General features: G+C 40.9%; 13 protein-coding genes. 11 read left to right on the top strand and 2 right to left on the bottom strand.

Going from position 1 to position 20686, the window contains the following annotated elements; all coding sequences use genetic code 11:
• The first annotated feature begins 56 nt into the window (after positions 1 to 56).
• From SY85_RS13835 to SY85_RS13825, 3 genes are all read left to right on the top strand, one after another.
• The gene (locus SY85_RS13835; RefSeq protein ID WP_066405427.1) at positions 57 to 1070 is read left to right on the top strand and encodes a hypothetical protein; all 1014 of its coding nucleotides are present in this window, start codon (positions 57 to 59) and stop codon (positions 1068 to 1070) included.
• A 160-nt stretch (positions 1071 to 1230) separates the two neighbouring features.
• Complete coding sequence (locus SY85_RS13830; RefSeq protein ID WP_066405425.1) at positions 1231 to 1968, top strand: hypothetical protein; 738 nt, start codon at positions 1231 to 1233, stop codon at positions 1966 to 1968.
• A gap of 207 nt (positions 1969 to 2175) precedes the next feature.
• On the top strand, positions 2176 to 2784 hold the full coding sequence (locus tag SY85_RS13825) for a hypothetical protein (protein ID WP_066405422.1): 609 nt from the start codon (positions 2176 to 2178) through the stop codon (positions 2782 to 2784).
• Between the two features lie 174 nt (positions 2785 to 2958).
• Here the strand turns inward: SY85_RS13825 and SY85_RS13820 are convergent, their stop codons facing one another.
• Complete coding sequence (locus SY85_RS13820) at positions 2959 to 3945, bottom strand: glycosyl hydrolase family 18 protein (protein WP_066405418.1); 987 nt, start codon at positions 3943 to 3945, stop codon at positions 2959 to 2961.
• 428 nt (positions 3946 to 4373) lie between these two features.
• On the opposite strand from SY85_RS13820, the gene SY85_RS13815 reads away from it, so the two are divergent.
• The 7 genes from SY85_RS13815 to SY85_RS13785 all read left to right on the top strand — a co-directional run bounded on the left by SY85_RS13815 (position 4374) and on the right by SY85_RS13785 (position 17940).
• The gene (locus tag SY85_RS13815; RefSeq protein WP_066405416.1) at positions 4374 to 5753 is read left to right on the top strand and encodes a serine hydrolase domain-containing protein; all 1380 of its coding nucleotides are present in this window, start codon (positions 4374 to 4376) and stop codon (positions 5751 to 5753) included.
• A 258-nt stretch (positions 5754 to 6011) separates the two neighbouring features.
• A complete protein-coding gene (locus SY85_RS13810) occupies positions 6012 to 9179 on the top strand; it encodes a SusC/RagA family TonB-linked outer membrane protein (RefSeq protein WP_066405414.1) in 3168 nt (1055 codons plus the stop codon).
• Between the two features lie 54 nt (positions 9180 to 9233).
• A complete protein-coding gene (locus SY85_RS13805; protein WP_066405413.1) occupies positions 9234 to 11159 on the top strand; it encodes a RagB/SusD family nutrient uptake outer membrane protein in 1926 nt (641 codons plus the stop codon).
• A 45-nt stretch (positions 11160 to 11204) separates the two neighbouring features.
• A complete protein-coding gene (locus SY85_RS13800) occupies positions 11205 to 12395 on the top strand; it encodes a DUF4959 domain-containing protein (RefSeq protein ID WP_066405411.1) in 1191 nt (396 codons plus the stop codon).
• A 36-nt stretch (positions 12396 to 12431) separates the two neighbouring features.
• Positions 12432 to 12806 carry a DUF4998 domain-containing protein gene (locus tag SY85_RS13795; protein WP_066405408.1) on the top strand — a complete coding sequence of 125 codons (375 nt, stop codon included), beginning with the start codon at positions 12432 to 12434 and terminating at the stop codon, positions 12804 to 12806.
• Positions 12807 to 13000: 194 nt separating this feature from the next.
• Positions 13001 to 16168, top strand: coding sequence for a SusC/RagA family TonB-linked outer membrane protein (locus SY85_RS13790; protein ID WP_158512972.1), 3168 nt, complete (start codon positions 13001 to 13003; stop codon positions 16166 to 16168).
• A 17-nt stretch (positions 16169 to 16185) separates the two neighbouring features.
• Positions 16186 to 17940, top strand: a complete 1755-nt coding sequence (locus SY85_RS13785) for a RagB/SusD family nutrient uptake outer membrane protein (protein WP_082886448.1) — start codon at positions 16186 to 16188, stop codon at positions 17938 to 17940.
• Between the two features lie 102 nt (positions 17941 to 18042).
• Here SY85_RS13785 and SY85_RS13780 read toward each other — a convergent pair whose 3' ends face one another.
• Entirely contained in the window at positions 18043 to 18924 is an 882-nt protein-coding gene (locus tag SY85_RS13780) for an AraC family transcriptional regulator (RefSeq protein WP_066405405.1), read from the bottom strand.
• Positions 18925 to 19389: 465 nt separating this feature from the next.
• On the opposite strand from SY85_RS13780, the gene SY85_RS13775 reads away from it, so the two are divergent.
• The gene (locus SY85_RS13775) at positions 19390 to 20577 is read left to right on the top strand and encodes a glycoside hydrolase family protein (protein ID WP_066409771.1); all 1188 of its coding nucleotides are present in this window, start codon (positions 19390 to 19392) and stop codon (positions 20575 to 20577) included.
• The last annotated feature ends 109 nt before the right edge of the window (positions 20578 to 20686 follow it).

Raw genomic sequence — 20686 nt, 5'->3', positions numbered from 1 at the left:
GTTAGTTATGAGTCTGGTGGTATATGTGTATATTTATAGTATACCAATACTAACGAATGCTTACCTTCAATAACGGCGATGCCCAAGTGCTTAGACGCTTTCGAGTAATTATTTGGATGCCACTGCTTGTTTTTCTCTTCTCCTGTTCCTCATCCAAAGACATTGTTGTAAATGTATCTTCTACACCCGGACTTTCCCGGGAAATGGGACAATCCTTTTGGACGACCAATCCTATTGATGTCGATAGTAGTACCGCAACCTATGCCCGCCAGTTGGGACTCGAGACTTATATTGTTACGCAATTTCTCCATCGCCCATGGGAGCAGCAATATCAAAAATGGAAACAAGGGAAGGCAGACTCTGCTTCTTTTGCCATTATACTACAGCGTTTTATGAAAGAGCCTATTTTCACTGGCTCGCTTCCGCCACTTGATAATGAAAGCCGTTTCTTTTTTGGCAGAAGAAAGAATGGGGAATACGTAATAGTTGCCGATGAGAATAATAACAACTCCTTCCTGGATGATACGCTAAGAAGCATTGAGCCTGCCATAGGTAAGATCAAGAATAATCATCCCGCTGCTACAGCCAGTGTTTACATTACAAACTTAAAAGCATACGACAATAACGGCATCTTTTCTTTTTCAACAAGATTGGAACTGCAACCTTCCGTCACTGCTATTGATACCTCCCGCCCGCGTAATGTTGACTTCTATCTAAACATACTTTCATCTGAAACGTATACAGGCAGTTTTCGCAATAAAGGAAAAACCTATAAGGTGGCAACGCGTAACTGCGGTTTCCCGGTTTATAATAATAGGCCCGAGTTTGAGTTACTGAAGTTTGCCAATGGTAATGAAGATTCTGCTTTTTTAAAGCGTTGGAACACCCGTCCGGAATACCGGGTTGGAGATACGGTTGCATTTGGAAAGAAGGCGTTTCTAATTAAAGATGCTTCATCACTAAATACCAGTGTTACGTTAAGGCCGCTGCGCATTTCTTCAAGAAAAGTAAGAGCAAAGCAGATCGATCCTCGTATGGCAGCTATTGCTGCAAATGCAGAACAAAAATGAGGTGGTGAACCTTGCCCTCCATTTACTCCAAATAGCCCATTGTACACATGAGAGGCTAATGTGAAAAGTGCAAAATTTGGTCCATACTTATATGTATACAGTAATCAAGATTTTATTTCCAATATATAAATAGGCGTTAGTTTAGCAATAACAGTATTCTATGCAACCAAAACAATTCAGACCCAGGCCTAACAGCTTTAATGAGATAAAAAAGAAAGTCTTACTACGTACAGTACCAATTATGATTCTATCCATGGGTACAGGCATAGTGATTGCTCATGTAAACTCAACTCATTCGGGTGAGGATGATAGTAATGTACTCCCCTTTGTGATCCCTATACTTGCACTTTACATTTTCTACAAAATTTATAATACACTTGGTAAGCAAAAGGTGTTTTTTGAAAGTTATACTTTAACTGTTGATGAAACCTCCATTACAAGAGAGCAAAAAGGGATGCCTGCTATTACATTAAGCAAATGGGAAATTAAAACGATAAATAAGCTGGAGAATGGCAGTTTCGTTATCAAGGGGCAAAGTCGATTAGACTTGATTTGTGTGCCTGCCCAATTGGAGGATTATGCTACTGCTGAAGCTTTACTAAATAGTTTTTCCCCTGTGACTCCTAAGCCTGTTCCTTTAGTACAGCAATATGCTATTCCAATATTAATTCTTGGTATAGGGTTGCTGGCTGCAGTCTTTCTACTTAAAGATAAAATACTGGTTTCTATTAGCGGGACCATTGCAGCAGGGTTATTAGTTTGGTCATTATATATAGGTTTAAGAAGTAAAAACATTGATCAAAAATCGAAAAGAGGTGCGCTTTGGGCTGGTGTAGTGATATTGGCTATCATTTTTAGAATAGTAACCGTTTGGACCAACAGCAACTTATTGAATTAAGAAGAATCTCGTTTTATGACGTTGTTAGTGTTCCATTAAGGTGTTTTGTTGCAACAACGCCAAACAAATGGTGAAAACCATTTTTGTATAAGATAGGATTGCATTTATCCAATGATTGTGGTGGGCAATGGCACAAAGTCATCACCTCATTATTCAACAACGGCATCGATAAACAATATTTGCTAAAAATAAACATAGATACTAACTATGAGAACATGGACAAGCGATAATCCTGGAACGGAAAAGGTTATAGCCTTTGTCAATAAAACAATCTATAAAGGAAACCCTAAGGAAACAGATCTGAAGAATGTTTTATTCGATCTGAGCCAAGGGGTTTTACCTCAAAAGAATTTCATTGGTATCCCAATCAATTATATTAGAGAAATTATTTTAGAAAAAGGCAAGGAGTACATCGAGATAAGATTTGGTAGCGACTCATATGAACACTTTAGAATAAAAGATGAACAGGTTAGAGTTGAGGTTTTCCAGTTCCTACTGAATTCTATTCCCAATAATGCTTATTCACTTGAAAAGTATTCGCAACTAAAAGCAGGCAAAAAGCCTTTAATTGCAGCAGCAGTTCTTATTGTATTATTCTTATGGACACTGAACATTGCCAATGGTATAGAACACGGGGCCGAGTATGAAATCGTAGGGCATAAAAATTCTATGGCTGGTATCGTACTGCTTCTTGCCAGTCTTGGGACAAAAAAGGTTGTTGCAATCTTCATGACCTTACTTGCAATAGCTGGTATAAGCTTTTATAAGAAGTCAAGGAACCCACCAGAAGTTCAGCGAGTAGTTATAGTGCGTTAGCTTGATCTTTAGACGTGCTCCTTGTGGTTTTGTGTTTCTCTACGTATCATTGGGGCTTAGAACTTGACACAGAGTATCCGCTTTAGAACGATACCAATAAAAAAGCCTTGGTAGTAACACCAAGGCTTTTTTATTTTCTCACTTAGATTAAGTCACCAGAAATGATCATTCGCCTTATTTTTTCATAACCGCAGCTTGATAAATGGCTTTTAGTAAAGAGTAATTTGATGTGGCAGAAACATCATGAGCTAGTTCCCAAAACATGATGCCGGGGTATTGGTTTTGTAACAACCACTTTGTTTTATCGGTCAGCAGTTGAATACCGTTATAGCTAAAGTTTAGATACTGGTTTTCATTGATGCCTGGATGCGCCTTCTCTACAATCTGGGCATAACTGATAGCTAATGGACCTGTATCGCCGGGTATTGGCAGGTGCTTGCCATAGAAGGGCACTCCGGCTATCAGTTTGTCTTTTGGTATACCTGCTTTTTCATAACTGTTCATCCATGATAAAAAGTCTTCCATAGTGGCCTGTCTGCCTTCTTTATCAAACTTGCCATACGACATGATATTTATTTGATCGGTATAGGGAAGTACACGTGTCGCCAATGCTATTTTACCAGCCGATGTTCCCAGTGCGATGGTGAATGGCAGGTTGGCCATATGAAGTGCAGTAGACATATCTTGTACCAGGGCTACAAAATCATTAGCATTTACGGCCTTTGGGTAATCTTCCCAATCTAAGTCAACACCATTTAAGTGAGCCGATTGACAAAACTCGACCAGTGCTTTTATATAGGCCGCTTTTTTAGCGGGATCGGCTGCCATGCCGTGAATATTTTGCGACCCGGTCCATCCACCTATCACCAGGTATAAGGCTTGTGATGGTCGCATAACCGATTGCAGCATCTTCATTTTTTCTATGTACTCGGGACTAACAAAAAACGCTCCTGTAGAATCTGGCGTAACGGAGAAAAAATAGATTCGATCCAGGTATTTTAATGCAACTGTGTCAAAGGCTTTTATATTGCTGGCTTGTAAATAACCTGCCAGTAAAAAATGCTGCTCTTGCTTTTTCGTGTTTGTTTGTGCATTTGCCCAAAAGCCTGTAAGTGACAGCAAGGATGTAGCAACTGCAAGAACCAACGTTTTTCTAATCATTTTATACGTGTTTGTTTTGTTTAACTAACCTCGCTATTATAAAGTTGTAATTGATATTACTACTACGTGGTGTTTATTGTAAATACCAATAAGAATATAACGCGCGGCTATTTTTTACCTCGTGGGAGTTCCTTTAGAGTGGTTTGTTATGATTTCTCCAACAACTGTGTAACAATTCAAGCAATCGTTCAGTTTTAATCCTCCTCGTTGATTTTTAAATAGCCATATAAAAGTATCTGGTACTCCTATTGTGAAAAATAGACTAACCGTCACTTATGATGGAGTATTCTATGTTGCTGCCACCTTGATGTGTGACTCACACACCACAATATTTCTGGAGTAAAAAGGCAACTGTTTTATTATATTACTACTGAAAAGCAGTTTGCTTTCTCACTGTTACTTTGTCTAAAGATTAATTACCTTTTACCATGCGATTACGAAAAAAGATTCTAACAGTCATTGGCCTATTTGTATTCGTCCTATTGTTGTTTGGTATATGGTATGCCTGGCGGGCCTTTCCGATTATAAGTGGCTACGGTGCCAAGAATATGGCATCAGCTATTTACTTACAACATCGTAAGCCTGCCGATATTTTGAAAGAGGACTTAGGCAGTTTTCCGCTGTCACTGGGAACATTTACCGTTAATGAAGAAGATTCTTCCGTAACCGGCTCTGTGTGGGGGCTGGCCAAACGCAAGGCCATTTACCGTAAAGGACTTGGCTGTACATTGATAAATGGTTATAGTGAAGATGACATTCGGCATCAACAGTTTGCTTTGCCTGCCAGTCAACATCCTAATGCCGATTCGTTGACATGGCCCTATGGCGATCGGGTAAATGATAGTCTGCCTCCGCGGGTAAACAAGGCCATGCTGCAAAAGGCCATTACTAATGCCATGCAAGCCACCTCAGAAGGTAAGCCTGCCTATACACGTGCGGTGCTGGTAGTGTATGATGGTAAGATCGTAGGCGAGCAATATGCTCCCGGATTTGATAAGAATACTGTGATGCTGGGATGGTCCATGTCTAAAAGTCTTACCGGCGCCCTGATAGGTATATTAGTGAAAGAGGGAAAACTGAATGTGAATGCACCCGCACCCGTACCGGAATGGAAAGGCACCGATAAAGAAGCTATTACCTTAAAGGAACTGCTGCAGCAAACCAGCGGACTAGATTTCATAGAGGATTATGCCAACCCTAGCGAGGTGACCAATATGCTGTTTAAAGAGGGCGATATGGCGGCTTATACCGCGCACCTGCCCCTGAAGGATAAGCCAGGCAGTGTGTTTTATTATTCCAGCGGCAATAGTAATATTCTGAGCCGCATTATACGGCAAACAGTAGGGGAGCAGCAGTATGCGGCGTTTCCTTACCAGGCCCTTTTTCATAAAATTGGAATGTACTCCGCGCTGTTGGAGCCGGATGCGTCGGGTACCTTTATTGGCTCTTCGTACAGCTATGCTACGGCGCGAGATTTTGCCCGCTTTGGTTTGTTGTATTACAACAAGGGTGTGTGGAATGGTGAACAAATATTACCCACTCAATGGGTGCAACAATCGATTACTCCATCTAGTGCAGATCCGCTGAAACAATATGGCTACCAGTTTTGGTTGAATGGTTTTAGTGAAACCAATCCAGCGCAGCGAGAGTATCCGGATGTACCTTCTGATCTATTCTATGCGAGCGGATATGGTGGCCAGCATGTCTATATTATTCCATCAAAAAAGCTGGTGGTGGTAAGAATGGGTTTGCAGAAGATCGATGGCAATGCATTCTTGAAAGAAGTGATTCAAGCCGTGGGTGGTTAAACGTGCCAGATAAGATATAAGCCTATTATAAGCATCTTCTTCTGTTTGTTTAAGCTTTCAAAAGGCTCAAGCTAACTAGTTATTTATCCAATAAAAAAACCCTGGTAGTCATGCCAGGGTTTTTTTATTGGAAGTATGATAAAATAATGTACATGGCAACATAGAATTCTCCATTAGGAATCATGTTTAGTCCATTTTCGGCGTGGGCATGCCCGGGTACATTTACATTTTCTTAACAAATTCCATTTTAACCAATTTATGAGATCCAAACTATTGCTAGCCTGGATAATGCTGTTCATGTCGGCCCTCTCGTTTGCACAGGGGACCAACCTGCCAGTAATTACAGGCGTTGTGAAAGATGAAGGCGGCCAGCCCTTAGCCGGAGTGTCGGTTAGTATTAAAAATTCCAAAATAGGAACTACTACCAATGCTGCCGGTTCGTATTCCATCAAATTACCGAATACGGCTAATGTAATTCTTGTTTTTACTTCTGTTGGTTTGGAAGCCCAGGAAGTGAAAGTGGGTACACAGAAGGCAGTTGATGTTACCTTGAAAAAAGCGGTGACACAACAGGATGAAGTTGTGGTAGTAGCATATTCAACTCAAAAGAAAAGCGAAGTGGTAGGCTCTATGACAACCGTTAAGCCCAGTGAGCTAAGAATTCCGGCAAATAACCTGACTCAGGCATTTGCAGGAAAAGTGGCCGGTGTCATTGCCTTTCAATCAAGCGGTGAACCTGGAGCAGACAATGCGGATTTTTTTATTCGCGGTGTCTCTACGTTCGGTTACAGAAATGGTCCATTGATCTTAATTGATAACGTTGAAGCCTCTACTACTGATTTAGCCCGGTTGCAGGTAGATGATGTTGCCAGTTTTAGCATTATGAAAGATGCTACAGCAACGGCTTTATATGGTGCAAAAGGAGCCAATGGGGTTATCTTAATTAAGACCAAAGAGGGTAAGAATGGAAAAGTGAATGTAACCGCCCGAATTGAAAATAAAATTTCACAGTCTACAAAGAATGTTGAACTGGCCGATCCTGTAACGTATATGGAACTGGCTAACGAAGCCAATTTGACACGTAATCCTTTGAATGGGTATCGTTATTCGAAATCAAAAATTGAGAATACCAGAGCGGGTGCGGATCCTTTCGTATTTCCGGCTACTGACTGGCAGAAAATGCTGCTGAAAGATTACAGTCTTAATCAGCGTGGAAATATCAGTTTAAGTGGTGGGGGCGGTGTAGCCCGTTATTATGTATCAGGATCTATGAGTTTGGATAATGGTATCTTAAAAGTGGATAACAAGAGTAATTTCAACAGTAATCCTAAGTTAGCTTCTTACTCTATCCGCTCTAATGTAAACATTGACTTAGGAAAGACCACTGAATTGCAGACGCGCATTTCGGGCAATTTCGATGATTATACAGGCCCGATTAAAGGAGGAAATAAAGTGTTTGCTGATATCATGCAAACCAATCCTGTTTTATTCCCGGCTTATTATGAAAACACGGAAAAGACCAGTTATGTTAAGCATATCATGTTCGGTAACTACGGAAATGGTAGTTACAATAACCCATATGCCGAATTACAGAAAGGATACAGACAGTCTGCTTCCTCTGTAATTAATGCGCAGGTGCAGCTATTGCAGAATTTGAATTTTATTACAAAAGGACTTTCTGCCAGAGGCTTGCTAAGTATTCAGCGTACTTCTTCTGCTGCTATTGTACGGGCGTACAATCCATTCTTCTATAGTTTATCTAACTATGATTACGTTACTAAATCCTATGATCTGAATCCGATCAATGCTGAAGCGGTAACAGGAGTTGTAGCGCCGATAGGTACCGAGTTTTTGACTGGCTCTGAATCAACGAAAGATGTAGCTTCTGAGTTTTATAGCGAGGTGGCCGTTGATTATAAACGTGTTTTAAAGGATCGTCACAGTCTTAGCGGTACACTGGTGGGGATTGCAAAAAACAGCTTAAATCCCGGTACTTCTAATGATTTGATCCTTTCATTGCCTTATAGAAATTTAGGTGTTTCAGGAAGAGCTACTTATGTGTATGATGCACGTTATGCAGCTGAATTCAATTTTGGCTACAATGGGTCTGAACGTTTTCATGCCTCCAAGCGCTGGGGCTTTTTCCCTTCTGCGGGCCTTGGCTATACAGTCTCCAACGAAAAGTTTTGGGATGGCCGTTTGAAAGACCTGGTGACGAAATTGAAACTGAAAGCTACGTATGGTTTAGTGGGTAATGATGCTATTGGAAGCATTCAGGATCGATTCTTCTATTTGTCATCTATCAACATGAACAGTGCTACCAAAAGAGCAAACTTTGGATACCCTAGTGATTATATAGTGAATGGAATTGACATTAACCGTTATGCCAATAAGGACATTACCTGGGAGGTTGCAGAAAAGAGCAATGTGGGATTCGAAATGACATTGTTGAAGAAACTAAATATACAGGCAGATGCCTACCAGGATAGAAGAAGCAATATTTTAATGACAAGAGCTTCTATACCTACAACAATGGGATTGGATACAAGTGCCATTCCAAGAGCCAATGTAGGTAAAGCCTCTTCTCAAGGGATTGACCTTGCCATGGATATGGATTTTAACCTGACCAAGAAATGGTGGGTAAAAGGAATGGCCAATTTTACCTATGCTACCAGCAAATACGAAAGGTATGAAGAGCCCGTGTATATATCTGAGTTAGATGGCAAGACCATTCAGCTGGATAATTTAACGCATGTTGGAAAATCGTTATCACAACAATGGGGCTTTATTGCGGAGCGTTTATTTGTAGATGATAAAGATGCCGCCAATTCTCCTTTGCAATCGTTTGGACCTTATGGGGGTGGCGATATTAAATACAGAGATATTAATAAGGATGGAAAAATCACTGATCTTGACAAAGTGCCTCTTGGACACCCTACTGTTCCTGAAATAGTGTATGGCTTTGGGTTTTCTACCGGCTATAAAGGTTTTGATTTTTCTATATTCTTCCAAGGCCTGGCCCGCAGATCATTTTGGATTGATGCCAGCGCCACTTCTCCTTTTGTAAATGATCAAAGACTGTTGTTACAGGCGTATGCTGATGATCATTGGAGTGAAGAAAACAGGAACATTTATGCACTGTGGCCACGTTTAAGCCCTACAGTGAATGCCAATAATGTGCAAAGAAGCACTTGGTTTATGCGCGACGGCTCATTGCTTCGCATCAAGCAGGCGGAAGTGGGTTATACACTGCCTAAAAGAGCAATGGACAAATTAGGCCTGTCAAATGCCCGATTCTATTTGAATTGCAATAACCTCTACACCTTCAGCAACTTTAAGTTGTGGGATATAGAAATGGGAGGTAATGGTTTAGCCTATCCTATTCAGCGGGTAACCAATTTGGGTGTTACTATTTCATTCAAGTAAAAAGTGTTGGCAACAGTTGCCAACACAGATTTCATCAGTATTTGAAACAGATTTATGAAAAATATAAAAATCATTTTGTTCCTGGGGCTTATTATCGGAACGGTATCATGTAAAAAATACCTGGATGTTGTGCCCGATTATTCGCCTACTATAGATAATGCGTTTGCAATGAGAACGCAGGCGAAAAAATATTTAGCTACTTGCTATTCTTATTTGCCGAGATTGGGTGAGTATGCTGACAATTTTACGTCTGTTGCTTCGCGTGAAATTGTTGCGCCAACTGGTGGTGTAACCTCTTCTACTGCACCAGGCCTTCAGCAATTTTTGGACATGGCTTATGGATATCAATCAGCGAATGACCCTGTGGCGAATTTCTGGGACGGTACCAAATCGGGCACACCCCTGTTCCAGGGCCTGCGGGATTGTAACATCTTCCTGGAGGGTATTCAGAATGTACCGGATATGAGCGAAACGGAAAAAAAGCAATGGATAGCAGAAGTAAAAACGTTGAAAGCGTATTATCATTTTTATTTGCTGCGTATGTATGGGCCCATCCCTGTAATCAGGAAGAACCTGCCCATCTCTGCCACTGCGGATGAAGTACAGGTAAAAAGAGAGCCCGTAGATTCTGTTGTTTCCTATATCACTCAATTGGTAGATGAAGCCACTCCGGATTTGCAGCCTGCCATTGTTAATGTAAGCGAAGAAATGGGACGTATTACGAAGACGATTGCCTTATCGATCAAGGCGCAGACCTTAGTATTAGCAGCCAGTCCTTTATTTAACGGAAATACGGACTATGCCAACTTTAAAAACAAGGACGGTCAGGCACTGGTAAACACAACTTATGATGCTACAAAATGGCAAAAAGCAAGCGAAGCTTGTAAAGCTGCCATTGATGCTGCACGTGCTGCCGGACATACCATGTACTACTTTGATGTGCCGGTAGGATTGGGTGCTATTTTCCCGAGCACGAAGGCTTGCCTTGATATTCGTGGTGCCATTACGGAAGATTTTAATGCGGAAACGATCTGGGGTTTTAAAAATTCAAGACCTAACAGCTTACAGCTTTTAGCTATGACTTTTGGCGGGGGAACCACTGGAAGGCTACCCATTGTTGGTAATGCCTTTTATGCGGCCAATATGGAAGCCTGCGAATTGTTTTACACCAAAAATGGCGTACCTATTAATGAAGATCCTACCTGGGATTATGCCAACCGATACACAGCGTTAAAAACAGTACCCAGCACCGCGGATTCAGGGCTTTTGAAAAAGGGTTTTGTAACATCCAGTTTTAACATGGACAGAGAAAACCGTTTTTATGCGGATCTGACCTTTCAGGGTTCTTCGTATCAGTATAAAACGTACATCAACAGTAACAACATAGCCTATATTAATGGTTATGGATCTGCTACCGCAACGGATAAATATTCTATGACAGGTTACTGGCCACAGAAATTAGTGAACTACAAGTGTACTGGAGATCAAAATACCAGAACTATTGTTCCTTATACCTGGCCAGCAATCCGTTTGTCGGAATTGTATTTGATGTATGCGGAGGCACTTAATGAAGCTGCAGGACCTTCTCCTGAGGCGTATCAATATATTGATTCGGTAAGGGCAAGAGCCGGTTTAAAAGGCGTACAGGAATCCTGGACAAAATACTCTAATAACCCTGCAAAACCTGCAAGTAAAGAGGGGTTGAGAAGCATTATTCAACAGGAGACCCAGATTGAATTTATGTTTGAAGGGAACAACTACTGGAATGCCCGCCGTTGGCACCGGTTAGATATTCTGAACAGGCCTGTTACAGGATGGGATGTATTTAAGAAATCAACCCTTCCGGCAGATGCACCAAAGGTGTATTATAACAAGGTTAATTATTTCTATCCTTCATCTACGCTTAGAGACTTTTTGGCGCCGATAAAAGAATATAATTTATCGGTTAACCATAACCTGGTTCAGAACCCAATGTGGTAATAGGAAGGCATTAACTATTCAATTACAATTATTAAAGGTTTAAATATGAAATATCTAGTTTTCATTTTGACGGCTTCATTGGCAATTAGCGGTCTATTCTCTTGCCAGAAGTTAGTTGACGAAAGAAAACCGCTTTTCCAAAGCGATAAAAAGCCATTACCTGTTACAGGTGTACAGGTGAAAAATATGGAAGGGGCAGCTGTAATCACCTATAAATTACCGGAAGATCCGTCTGTTTTGTATGTGCAGGCCGACTATATGATCAATGATAAAATAGCCAGGCAGGAAAAAGTATCGTACTATTCCGATTCTATTCGGGTAAGTGGTTTTGCCAAGGCCGGTGAGTATAAAGTAATTTTATACAGCGTGAGCAGGAGTGAAGTGAAATCTGATTCTGTAGTGGTTAAAGTAAATCCGCTCAATCCGCCCTATCGTACCATTGCTGCATCGCTCCAATTATATGATGCATTTGGTGGTGTGAATGTTAAATGTCAGAATCCAACAGAAGGGGAAGTGGGTGTTGGTGTTGTGGTAGACACAACCGGAAGACCTGAGTTGGTGTACACGGAGTATACAAAAGCAACTGCGGTGGAGTTTACGGTGAGGGGGTTTTCTCTCAAACCGTATAGAATGGGTGCTTATGTTATTGACAGGTGGGGAAATGTTTCAGATACAACCTGGAAAACAATCACCCCTTTGTATGAAGCTGAGTTGCAAAGGGCTGGAAAGATTGTATTGGCAAATTTGCCGCAAGATGGTGCCATGGGTAATGTTACTGTATTTACGGACATTATTAATTTTACAGGTTCCTCTACCAGATATTATTCTATCAATAAAACTGCACCTGCGCCCAATCCTTATCTAGGCCTTTACTTAGGTGTTACCGCAAAACTAAGCCGGTTTAAATTTTACCCCCGTAGTGATATGCAGTTTACTAATGGAACACCAAGAGTATTTGAGGTTTGGGTAAGTATGACTCCTGGTGCTACTGGCGATTTGTATGATGGTACATGGACAAAATTGGGAAGATATGAAGTGATTAAACCTTCTGGATTACCTATTGGTACCAATTCTACGGAAGATGTTAATGCTGCCAATGCCGGTTTTGAATTTGTTTTCCCTTTACCTGCTGTTGCCTGTAAATACGTAAGAATTGTTGGTATTGATACCTGGAAGGCAGCACCTGATGGTAATCTGAAAATAGGTCCTATTCATTTTTGGGGTGATAACAGGTAGTGTTAGCTCATTTTATTCATCATTAATTTTTATTCAATGAAAAATATTGTTTGGTTGTTAGTAATGGTAATTGGTACCCTGTCTTCATGTAGCAAGATGAATGATACACAAAAGCCTTATTTAAACGACGGCGATTTGTACTATGCCGGTGCTCCTTACAACGTGGTTGTTATTTCGAAGGTAAACAGTGTTGATATTCAGTTTAAGAAAACGGCTGATCCTAATATTCTTAAGTATGTCATCTATTGGAATAACAGGGCTAATAGCCAGGACGTAACTCCTTCTGAGGACGCTATTGAGAAAGTGACGATACCCAATCTTGCTAAAGGGAATTACAGTTTTGAATTGATAGCTGTAGATAAATCTGGCAATAAATCGAAGGTGGTATATGCAGCAGGTATTGTAAACTAACCTGTTTGTAGACTTTTGAATTAGACTCATAAAAAGCCCCGGTAGTGATACCGGGGCTTTTGCTTTTCCTTGCTCAAGATCAGCATCTATGGCAACATAAAATTCTCCATTAGGAATGCTGCTTAGTCCATTTTTAGCCAGAAAGGCTCCGGGTACATTTACATAAATTTTAACACTATCATTTATTTATGAGAATGAGATCCAAACTATTGCTTGCTTGGATGATGATGTTTTTATCTGTTCTCTCGTTTGCACAGGGCACTGATGGCTCTGTTCTTAGCGGGGTAATCAGAGATGAAAACGGAAGCTTGCTGCAAGGAATTACGGTGACCGAGAAAGGCACCAACAATGTTGTTACTACCAACGGAAAAGGCGTGTTTTCTATTCACGTCAAGTCAACAGATGCAATACTGGTTCTTACTGGTGTTGGATTTGAAAAACAGGAATTAAGAGCAGCCGGCCAGGCTTCTTTTGATGTGGCGCTAAAGACTGATGTCAAAGGACTATCCGATGTGGTAGTGGTTGGCTACGGTACACAAAAGAAAGCCAACCTGACTGGAGCTGTGGCTGTGGTAAAGGGTGCTGAGTTGGTTAACCGACCCACAGCTACCGTATCGCAGGCGCTACAGGGTAAAGTTTCAGGTATGAACTTCTCGGCTGGTAGTTTTGGTTTTGAACCTGGTGCAGCTCTTAACCTTCAAATCAGAGGGCAGGGTGCGCCACTAATCCTGATCGATGGTATGTATGCTGCAAATATCAATGGGCTTAACCCTAATGATATTGAGTCGGTATCAGTCCTTAAGGATGCAGCGGCAGCAGCCATTTACGGTGCAAGGGCGCCTTATGGAGTTGTATTGATTACTACAAAATCAGGAGCTACCAATAATAAATTAAGCATTGAGTATTCAGGTAATTATTCCTTCATTAAGCCAATCAATATGCCGCATCATCTTGATTCGTATACAACGGCATTGGCACTGAACGAAGCAGCTATCAACTCAGGAATTACGCCACTTTATACCAATCTGACCATTGATAGGATTTTGGCCTATCAACAAGATCCGGTAAACACTCCTGAAACAAATCCTGCTTTAGCTAACCCGGCTCTATGGGCCAATACGTTTGAAAGCAATGCTAACTACGACTGGTTCAACGTATTTTATGGTGATGGCCAACGCTACCAGCATAATCTTTCTATGAGTGGCGGTAATAAGGCTGTTTCTTTCTTCCTCTCCGGTGGTTATGTAAACGATGGCGGTGTTTTACAAGTAGGAAAAGATAATTACAAGCGTTATAATCTAAGTGCAAAGTTTGATGCCAGCTTAACGAATTGGATAAAGCTTACTTCAAATACACGCTATTATAACTCTGAGCGTAATACGCCTGCTTACGACAACCAAGGTGATTATGATCTGCTTTTTCACCAGGTTGCCCGTACTTTCCCATCGCAGTACATGAAGTCGAAATATGGCGTGAACTCCATTCAATCAAAGATACCTTGGACCAAAGATGCTGGTAACAACGGTACTACCATCAATGACATGGTTCAGCGATTTGCAGCTGAAATAACATCATTGAAAGGATGGACCATTAATGGAGATTATACTTTCGATCTTACTTCAAACCAGTTCACCTCTAAAAACTTTACCGTTTACGAGGATAATGTTGCTGGTCAGCCTGTTCTTTCTGGAAGTACTTCTCCTTCTTCCATTTCTAAATCGCAGGCTATCACCTTTTACCAATCAGCTAATGCCTATACTACCTACAAATTTGACATTAGTAAGGCACATCATTTTTCTATAATGGCTGGTTATCAGCAGGAGAAATCATCCCTGTCTTACCTATCTGCCAGTAAAACCAATATGATTACCGGTGAAGTACCTTCGTTGAATACTTCAACGGGTACTATTAATGCCACTGATAACCTGAATAATTATGCAACGGAAGGTGTATTCGGTCGCTTTAACTACAACTTCAATGATAGATATCTTTTGGAGTTAAACAGCCGCTACGACGGAACGTACAAGTTTGCAGCCGGTAAGAAGTGGGGCTTTTTTCCATCCGTGTCCGCTGGTTGGAATTTGAGCAACGAGAAATTCTGGGAAGTTATCAAGCCGGTAGTAAACGCCTTCAAATTACGGGCTTCTTTTGGCTCTCTAGGCAACCAGTTAACGGCAGGAGCTTACCAGGATTTACCTATTATAGCTGTAAACTCCAATCTGGGATGGATACTAAATGGTACAAGACCAAGCTATACTTCTGCTCCTACATTGGTGAATCCTGATATTACCTGGGAAACATCAAATACTAAGAACTTAGGTGCAGACTTGGGGCTCCTTAAAAACCGCCTGACCCTAACGGCTGAAGTTTATCAGCGTCTTACTTACGATCAATTGGGCAGCCAGAATGCATTACCTGCTGTTATTGGTGCTAGCTTACCACAAGTTAACAACATGGAAACTAGAACCGATGGTTGGGAGTTTTCTTTTGGTTGGAATGATAAGATAGGTAAAGACTTTAAATACTCTGTAATTGGGCAGTTATTTGATTATTACACGACTATCACTAAATATAATAACCCTACAAAAATCCTGACTACGTCGTATGAAGGCCAGAAGCAGGGTGAGATCTGGGGATATACTTCTGAAGGTCTGATGCTTGATCAGGCAACTGTTGATGCTATCAATACGGGTAATATTCAGAAAGCCATTTCTGGCCAAACCTGGAAAATTGGAGATATGCGTTATGCCGACCTGAACAAGGATGGTGTAGTGAATTTTGGTGATAATACTGTTAATAATCCGGGCGACCGCAGGGTCATTGGTAATACCACACCTCGCTACCAGTATGGCGTAACGCTACGGGCTGAGTGGAAAGGTTTTGACTTCTCCATGTTCGTGCAGGGTGTTGGCAAACGTGATCTTGTATTGAGTGATAATTTATTCTGGGGTTTCATTTCTCAAGTACAAAGTTCAATTTTCAAAGACCACCTGGATTATTTCAGAGATGCAGACGCGACCAAATATGCTGGTCTTGGAAAGAACACCGATGCCTATTTTGCAAGACCATATCTAGATCCTGCGATGAATGCAAAGAATCAGGCAGTACAAACTCGCTACATCCAGAATGGAGCTTATACAAGATTGAAGAATATTCAGTTAGGTTATTCCCTGTCTGATAAAGTGATGAAAAAAGCAAAACTCAGTGGCGCTTATTTTTATGTGTCTGGAGAAAATATGCTGACCATATCGCATCTTCCATCTCATTTTGACCCTGAGAACGCAAACATAGGTGTACGTGGTTCTGGAAAATCATTCTTCCCACAACAGGCTATCACGCTTGGTGTTAATCTTAAATTCTAATTATTCAACAGACTCTTATGCTTAAGCGATTTTTATATATGGGTATTGCTGCTCTCAGTTTGTCATCGTGCAGCAAAAACCTGGATATTCCTCCAGTTGATCAAATTTCTAATGATCAATATTGGAAAACGGGGAGTGATTTGAACTCGTATGTTTTACAGTTTTATACAGCGTTCCCCACTTTTAGAAATCAATCAGGTTTCCATGGTAATATAGGAATGGATGCCTATAATGGTTCTGATCACCAGATACAGAATATTCCCGTTACGCAGATGAATGGAACCAGAACAGCTACTGCATCAGGTGGCCGCTGGAACTGGGCTAGCATCCGAGCGGTTAATATTTTCTTTGAAAACTATCAGAAAGTAAATGAGCCGGCAGCCAATATTGCTCAATATGTTGGTGAGGCGCATTTTTTTAAGGCCTGGTTTTATTTTGAAAAGGTGCGTTTTTTTGGTGATGTGCCTTGGTATACCAATTCCATGCTGGCTAATGATGCACATTTGTATGATGCACGCACGCCAAGAACACAGGTTGTTGATTCTATCCTGTATCATTTAGATCAGGCAATTGCTAAACTCAGTCTTTTAAAAGATGTGCCAGGTGGTAATAACCGATTGAGTAAAGAAGCTGCGCTTATTTTCAAAACGCGTGTTGCTTTATTTGAAGGTTCTTGGCAGAAGTACCATGCAGGTACTCCATTTGCTACTAGCGGAGCAAATCCTTCAAAGTATTTCCAGGCAGCTGTAGATGCGGCTAAAGAACTAATGACACCTGGAAAATACAAGGTGGGTATTTACAATACCGGTAAACCTGCCTCAGACTACAATGCACTGTTTAACTCAACTAACCTGAGTTCCAATACAGAGGTAACGTTGTGGTGTAAGTTTGACAAAAGTCAGAGTACTTTTTCACACAATTTCCAGCAGTATATCACATCAGGTACAAACGGATTGAGCGCTACTCGCGAACTTATTCTGAACTATCTGAAAAAGGACGGAACGCCTTATGATTATGATGGAACTGCTGCAACTGTAAAAGGGTCAGCTTTCCTTACTAAAATTGGTACTGATTGCGATCCGAGACTTTCGCAGGTTATCTGGATTCCTGGACAAACCATGTGGGATAACTCTGCCGGTAAAGTGCTGTTTGTAAAGCCATCACTGGAAAAGTCTGGTGAAAATAAAAACTATACTGGCTTTCAGATGAATAAGGGTGTTGATCCAAAAGATCCAACCGCAGGCGGAGCCCTTGGATTTAGCACGGCTTGTGAAACGGGTGCTGTTGTTTTTCGTTACGCAGAAGCATTGCTGAATTATGCAGAGGCACAGGCTGAATTGGGTGGTGCCATTGATTACGCTTCTTCAATAGACAAGCTACGTGCCCGCGCTGGTATGCCTAATTTTGCAGCTCAAGCCGATGCAAGCCGCAGCAAGTATGCTGATTTTGGATATACTTTGAGCAATGAGCTGTATGAAATTAGACGCGAAAGAGCAGTAGAATTGGCATGCGAAGGCTTTAGATTTGACGATTGGCGCAGATGGCGTGCCCACAACTTGTTTAAGGGCAAAAGGCCTACAGGATTTCCTTACCTGGCTTCGGAATATGCAGCCGGTCTTGTGGTGCCTACAGATGCATCAGGACTTGTTGATCCATTCAAAACATCAATGGCTAGTGGTTATAATTTTAACGTGGGTAGAGATTATCTAGATAATATTCCTACCAATGAAATCACACTTAATCCGAAGCTGACACCAAATCCGGGATGGTAAGAAGGAAATAGTCGTTTCTATTATGATTGGATATTAGAATAAAGGCTGTCTCAAAATTATTTGAGGCAGCCTTTTTATTTTAGAGAAACTAGATTAATTCCTTTATAGACTAGTATTCCTGTAATCCTTAGGTGATTTATTCATGACCAGCTTAAAAAGACGGGAAAAATAGTAAGGATCCTCATAGCCTATTTTTTCTGCCACCTCCTTGATCTTTAAATCACTTTGGGTAAGCAACTGGCATGCATAGTGGATTTTCATTTTGATAAAATAATCAATGGGAGAAAGTCCGGTTTTCTTTTTAAAAAGTGCCGTATAGTGGGAAGAAGAGTATTTAAAATGATTGGCGATATCTTGTGTGGTTAGCCTTTTTTCAAGATTCGCTTTCATATATTCAATTGATTGATCAAAAGGACATGCCTTTTTGGGAAGGCTGGTTTTTCTTTTAGGAAATAAGAAAAAGGATAAGAACCGGTACATGCAAAAATTAGCGTATCCAATACTTTCAGCAGCGTATCCATTGGCTAGGCTGGAATACATTTCTTTCCATGTGGTAACAATTTTATCATTGTAACACAAGTCGGTTGGCGTAAAAAATTGTTCAACTTTAAACTCTCGGCTAAATGCTTCTAATTGATTACTGCTAAAGTGGATCCAGTAAATGGTCCAGGGATCGCTAACATTGGCCTGGTATCGATGAAAACGATGTGGAGGAATGATAATGAATTGATGGGGCTGCAGTTCAAATCGTTCATTGCCTATTTCAATATTACCTTTCCCTGCTAGGGAATAGAGTAAGATATAGTCCTCGCAACCATTCTTTCTCTCACGGTAATGGTATAGTGCATTTGGAAAATAACCGATACTGGTAATAAAGAGCGAATGCAGGAAATCGTTCTTCGTAATATGTTTATGTATGATGGTTTTAGGTATAAGAATTTGCTTTTCCCCTACAAAACCATCCCTTCTTCTTGATTCTCGCATATACTAACCGTTAGCTATTCGTTTTTTTGATAGTAGTATTTTCCATGTCTTTTGCTGCTATACTTTGTTATTTGCAAACGCAAACCAGAAACTTTGACATGTGTACTGAAGCTACAAGGGTGAGCTAGTGTTGCTGAGGTTAATTGACCAATTTTAAAAACTAGTTGACCAACTAATAAAATCAATTGACAAACTAATTAACGAAAAGATTCCTTGCCGGAAAAGCAAAGGGAGTGTATGTAGACAAGATGTCACAATGCTGTAGTGTAAATTCGATGCCTTTTTGTTTAAATCTCGCACACTGGTTTCATAGGATAATCTATGCCTACTAGAGAATTTTCTATTGTAAGTAGTTTTGTGCCTATATAATTTTACCTTTTTGAGCTTTTGGTTTTTAGTGTATGGTGGTCTCTAATCAAAACGGATTACTGGCCTTGCCACAAAGTGAATTGCTAAATGAAATCTGTGAATCAGCTTCTATTCTTTTTACTCAAGTGTTTTTCTCTGCAACTATTTTTGAGCGTTACTGCTATTACAGCAATTGCTCAGGATAATCTGAACCTGAATGCGCAAATAGGTGAGGTGGATTCTTCCGGCCTATTTTCTACTCCGGATTATTATACCTGGTGCAGCAGTGTGATCAAAGGAGAAGATGGAAAGTATCATATGTTTTATTCCCGCTGGCCTCATGGAAAACGAACAGCTGATGGTGATTCTATGAATTACATTTTTGATGGATTCAGAGGGTGGTTAAAGTATTCCGAGATTGCCTATGCGGTTTCGGATAAACTGACAGGTCCTTACCACTATGTAAAAACGATCTTAAAAGGAGATGGTGATCCTGCAAAGTGGGATCGGTATACCATGCATAATCCCCAGATCCGAAAATTTGGTAACGACTACTATCTCTATTATATCAGCAACGCATTTAATGCCAATTATCAGTTTAAGGACTCTTCCACGCGCCGCGATTGGCACCATTGGTTGAAATATAACTGTACACAAAGTATCGGCGTAATACGGGCCAAAAGCATAAAAGATTTAATTGCCGGTAACTTTGAAAAACCCGAACGTCCCATTATGACTATTGATAATGTACATACGTTTGAGGTGGCAACCAATCCTACGGTAACGCAAGGTCCTGATGGGAAATACTACATGATGTTTAAGTCGCGGAAGCCAAATGTAGGCAACATGACCTTCTGGATGGCCAAGGCCGATCGCCCTGACCAGCCCTTCCAATTTGTGGGAGAAGTGTTTACCAGTGCAGACATGGCTTGTGAGGATCCTTGTATGTGGTATGATAAAAAGCGAAAGCGTTTTTATGCGGCCGTTAAATATTATTCTAACAGTAAAAAGATCATTCCGCAATTCGGAGCCTTAGCGTTGATCACCTCCAAAGATGGTTTGAATTGGCAGCCTGCTAGTCATCCACTTATCTCCTTGCGGGAGTTACATATGAAAGGAGGCAAAAAGATTGAATTGGCGCACCTGGAACGCCCATTTACTGTTATTGACAGTAAAGGCCAGGTGATGGCATTGTTTGCTGCTGCCTCCATTGAGGAGCCCACAAAAGGAGACATAGAACATGTACAGCCGGAGAATAATACATTTAATGTTTGCTTTCCCATTAAGCCAATAAAAAAGCATTGATCAAGCTCGGCCACTGGTATTTTGCTGCTGCTTGATTAATGGTAAATACAGCAATACTATTGGCCAATGACCATTTTCTAGCGTAGCTCTGTGTTTAGGGCTCTCCGCC

The sequence above is a fragment of the Flavisolibacter tropicus genome, from assembly GCF_001644645.1.
GTDB classification, from domain to species: Bacteria; Bacteroidota; Bacteroidia; order Chitinophagales; family Chitinophagaceae; genus Flavisolibacter; species Flavisolibacter tropicus.
The sequence above is the reverse complement of the archived record's forward strand: the minus strand, read 5'-3'. Positions and strand labels throughout refer to the sequence as shown.